Annotated in this window: 3 protein-coding genes and 1 pseudogene; 1 reads left to right on the forward strand and 3 read right to left on the reverse strand. The window is 67.9% G+C overall.

The annotated features are described in order from the left end of the window. Window positions 1-32: 32 nt before the first annotated feature. From VFG33_RS01415 to VFG33_RS01425, 3 genes are read right to left on the reverse strand one after another with little or no spacing between them, the layout of a single operon-like run. Complete coding sequence (locus VFG33_RS01415; RefSeq protein WP_325021493.1) at window positions 33-1,364, reverse strand: M28 family metallopeptidase; 1,332 nt, start codon at window positions 1,362-1,364, stop codon at window positions 33-35. Window positions 1,365-1,383: 19 nt separating this feature from the next. Continuing rightward, the gene (locus VFG33_RS01420; RefSeq protein ID WP_325021494.1) at window positions 1,384-1,665 is read right to left on the reverse strand and encodes a hypothetical protein; all 282 of its coding nucleotides are present in this window, start codon (window positions 1,663-1,665) and stop codon (window positions 1,384-1,386) included. 11 nt (window positions 1,666-1,676) lie between these two features. Then, window positions 1,677-3,911, reverse strand: coding sequence for a DUF8189 domain-containing protein (locus VFG33_RS01425; protein ID WP_325021496.1), 2,235 nt, complete (start codon window positions 3,909-3,911; stop codon window positions 1,677-1,679). 290 nt (window positions 3,912-4,201) lie between these two features. Between VFG33_RS01425 and VFG33_RS01430 the strand changes: the two are divergent. Beyond that, a pseudogene (locus VFG33_RS01430) lies at window positions 4,202-4,430 on the forward strand (hypothetical protein); the annotation flags it as partial.

The raw sequence follows: 4,430 nt of genomic DNA on the forward strand, positions 1-4,430 counted from the left end.
CAGGACCCCGGGTTCTTCGGACGTAACGAGCGTTAGGTGATGACGCCTCCCAGGGTTTCGAAGTCATGCCAGGTGGTGCCGTCCCAGTGTTTGTGGTGGAGGGCGCGATCTGGGCCGACCACGAAGACGTCGAGGCGGTCCGGTCCCCAGGAGACCACCGAACCTGCTGGTCGTGGGCGCCGGGACGGGGCCGCGATCGCGCCCAGCCAGCCGGCCAGGGCGGCTACGTTCATGCGCAGGATCTCGGCAGCGAGCGACCAGTCGAGGAAGTTCAGCGTGTCCTGGGCTGAGTGGATGTGCCCGTTCGCGCTGTCCGCGCCCTCGATCGTCAGGACCGCGGGAATGCCCGCGTTGATGAACGGCACATGGTCGCTGGCGAATGGATTCAGCGACGTCTCGACCGTCAGCCCGGTGTAGCTCGCGGCCGCCGCGGCCAGGTCCGCCATCTGGCCGGATGACACCGTGGCACCTTCCAGCAAGACGGTCGGGATCGCGGTGTTCTTGCTTGCGATCATGTCCATGTTGAGCACCGCGCGGATCCGCGCTCGCTCGGCAGGCGGCAGCGACGCGACGTACTGCTTGCTCCCGTGCAGCCCCTCCTCCTCGCCGCCGAACAGGATCAGCCGTACGTCGTTCTGCCAACTGCGCGTGGCGATCAGTCGAGCGAGCTCCAGTACTCCGGCGGAGCCGCTCGCGTTGTCGTCGGCGCCGGGAGCACTGGCTCCCGGACCACCGGCCTGGTTGATGGAATCCAGGTGCGCGGTGATCACCACGAGCGCCCGCGGCTCGGGCCCCGAACCAGGCCGGTCCCCGATCAGGTTCTCCGAATGACCCGCGCCCACCGTGATCGGCGTACGGGTGACTCCGTAGCCCATGGCAACCATCCGGGCGGCGGCGAAGTCCACGGCGGCGGTGAACGACGCGCTGAGCGAGTGCCGCGTCGGCAGACTGGCGAGCCAGGTCAGGTCCGCCTCGTACGACGTCGGCGACAACTGCGCAACCAGATTCGCCACCTCCGCGTCGACTCGCTGTGGTTGGACCTCCGGTACGTCGACAACGGTGGCTCCGGGCCGGAGAGGTTCGACCCGCCAGCAGTGGTTCGACCTGCGGCGGGGTTTGTCGGCGGCTGAGATCACCAGGTGGCGCCCGTGGTCCAGCAGGGGAGTGACGTCAGGGTGTTCGTCCTGGAAGGTGCGGCCGACCTGGGTGACCAGGAGCAGGCCGGGCGCAGTACGGGAGGCCCGGCCGAGTCGCTCGTCGGCCGGGACCCACAGCATCGTCTTGTCGCCGAAGCGGGCGGAGTCGGCGCCGGAGACGGCGTCGGCGGTCCGCACGACGAGGTAGCGGACAGGTGAAGCCTTCATGTCAGTCCAACTAGCATGTTCACTCCTGCCAGGCGAGTTCGAGGCGATCGGGCTCGGCGGCGACCACCCGGACCGAGCCCGGCATACCGCCGGCCCGGGTGATCACGCCGGAGGGCTGCCAGCGGCCGGTCCGGCCTTCCGGGGCGTCGGCGCGGCCGATCACCCACTCCACGAAGGTCCCGTCCGGGCGGAACTCCACCCCCCGCCGGGCGCGGGCCGGCGGGAAGGTGAAGTCCTCGCGGCGATAGACGGTGATCCCGTCGTGGTCCTCCTCGTAGGAGTGCGTCCATCGGCCGAGCACCTGCTGGGTGTTCAGTTGTGCACCGCCTGTCCGGTCATTGCCATCGGCATCTGTTCGGTGGGTGGCACGGTGACCTTGAAGTCACTGATGATGCCGCCGAGCGGTTCGTACCCGGTCAGCGACGGTCCCCAGGCCGACCCGTTCCACCACTTGTGGTAGAGCCCACCGTCGGTTCCGATCACGAACACATCGAGCCGGTCCGGGCCCCACGAGTTGACCCGAGGCTCCTCGACGCAGACACCGCCCATGTACTCCCAGTCCGCCGACCAGCCGGATCCGTCGTACCACTTGTGGTACAGCGCAGAGTCGGTGCCGATCACGAAGACATCGAGCCGGTTCTCGTCCCACGAGACCACGGACGGCGCCGTCGTGCAGGTGCCGCCCAGGTACTCCCAGTCCGCCGACCAGCCGGATCCGTCGTACCACTTGTGGTAGAGCGCGGAGTCGGTGCCGATCACGAACAGGTCGAGCCGGTTCGGACCCCAGGCGACGACCTTCGGGGGACTGGCGCAGACCCCGCCGAGACCCTCGAAGCCCGACCATGCGGAGCCGTCCCACCACTTGTGGTAGACCGCGTTGTCGGTGCCGAGGACGAAGACGTCCAGTCGATCGGGGCCCCAGGCAACCACTTCCGGTGGGCTCATGCAGATCCCGCCGAGGTACTCGAAGTCCGTCGACCAGCCCGACCCGTCGTACCACTTGTGGTACAGCGCACGATCCGTGCCGAGGACGAAGACGTCCAATCGATCGGAACCCCACGTCGCCACCCGTGGCGGGCTCGTGCAGATCCCACCGAGGGACTCGTAGCCGGTGACCGACGGACCCCAGCCGGCGTCGTACCACTTGTGGTAGAGCCCGTGGTCGGTTCCGAGCACGAACGCGTCGAGCCGACCTTCGCCCCAGGACGCGACTTCAGGAGCACTCATACAGACACCACCCATGTATTCGTAACCGCCGACGGAGGGTCCCCAGGACGCTCCGTCCCACCATTTGTGGTACATCGCCCGGTCGGTGCCGAGCACGAAAGCGTCCAGCCGGTTCTCGCCCCACGAGACCACGGGGCCGGCCGGTTCCGGCGCACCGGCTGTCGCGTGGTCGTGCATCAGGGTCGGCCGGACCTGGTCGAGACAGGCCTCCATCCGCGCGACCTGGTCGTTGGTGAACATCACCATGCCGCGGTCGTCGGTGTAGTCCATGTAGTTGACGAACAGGTCGCCGTTCGGCCCGTTGCTGCACGACGTCTTCGGGAACGTCGGTACGCCGAAGTTGGGGCCGCCCTGGTTCGGCGTGTCAGCGACCTCGTCACTGCCGCTGCAGCCGCTACCGTCATCGCCCCAGATGTGGAACAGGTTCAGGAAGTGGCCGATCTCGTGCGTGGTGGTCCGGCCGAGGTCGAACGGCGCGGCGGCGGTTCCGTTGGTGCCGAAGCCGCTGTGCAGGATCACGACGCCGTCGGTGTCAGCCGGTCCGCCGGGGAACTGTGCGTACCCGAGCAGGCCGCCACCGAGCTGCGCGACCCAGACGTTCAGGTAGCGGTCGGTCGGCCAGGGGTCGATGCCGCCGGTCGCGGAGGATTTCACCGCGTCGTCGGTGCTGAAGGACGTTCGCGTGGTCTGCGTCCGGGTGACGCCGGTGGTCGGGTTGCCGTTCGGGTCCTCGGTGGCGAGGTAGAACTCGATCCGGGAGTCCGCGACCAGGCCGGTGAACGGCGCGGGGACGAATCCGATGTCGGGGTTGGTGGCGCGGAAGTCCTGGTTGAGGACTTCGAGCTGGCTGTCGATCTGCGCCTGGGAGATGTTCTGCGTGGGGGTGTTGAAGACGACGTGGACGACGACGGGGATCTGCGCGACTCCCGCAAAACGTTGCTCGCGGGCGACGTACTGTGTCGTCGCGTTCTCGATCGCGGACCTGGCGGCGGCGTACCCCGGCGAGGTCGTCAACAGCCGGCGGTGGACGTCCATCACGCCGCAGTTGCGTCGAGTCGGCTGCTCCTGGGTCCGATCGGGCCCGCTCATACCGCCCGATCCACCGGAACCGCCCATACCACCGGAACCGCCGGATCCGCCCATACCGCCGGATCCGCTCATGCCGCCCGAGCCGCCGCCGGTCGAGCCCGACATCATCCTGATGTCCGGCGCGCCGTTCGCCGACATCGCCGACATCCCGCCGGACGACATCCCGCCACCCGGCATCTGCTGTCCGGCCTGGTTCGCCTTCCCCGCTCTCCCGTTGGCCTTTCTCGGCATCTCTCCCCCTTGCGTGGACAGGGGCGATGAGCAGGACGGAACCGGCCGCGGCTCATACCCGCGTGCCCTCGTTGCCGAACGAGACGCTTCCCAGATCCCCCAGACCCACGTACTTCGCAGAAGACGGACTACCGTCTTCCCCCACCGAGCAGGCTGCCCCCAAGGATCACTGCTCGGTTCCACCATGCTCCCGTCACCGCAAGTACACAACCCCGCGGAACCCGGTAGTCGTCTTCGCCGAATCCTTTGTCCTGGTTGGAGAATTGCTTGAAACCGCAAGAGGAGAGCTGATGCGACGAGAGTTGTCGGTCCCGTTCGAGGTCCGTGGACAACGCGGCCTGATCAACATCCGCGTCCTGCCCAACGAGGACCCCTGGGCGTCCGGCCACCAACTCGTCGTCCCCGACCTCCACGTCGAGTCCTTCCGCGGCTTCCCGATCTGTACTGCGACGCTGCGGTACCACGGGCAGGGCATCAACGCGATCATGGGCTGGGTGCAGGTGGTCACCCGCGAATTCG

Origin of the sequence: Kribbella sp. (assembly GCF_035687465.1) — a bacterium.
Classification (GTDB): Bacteria; Actinomycetota; Actinomycetes; order Propionibacteriales; family Kribbellaceae; genus Kribbella.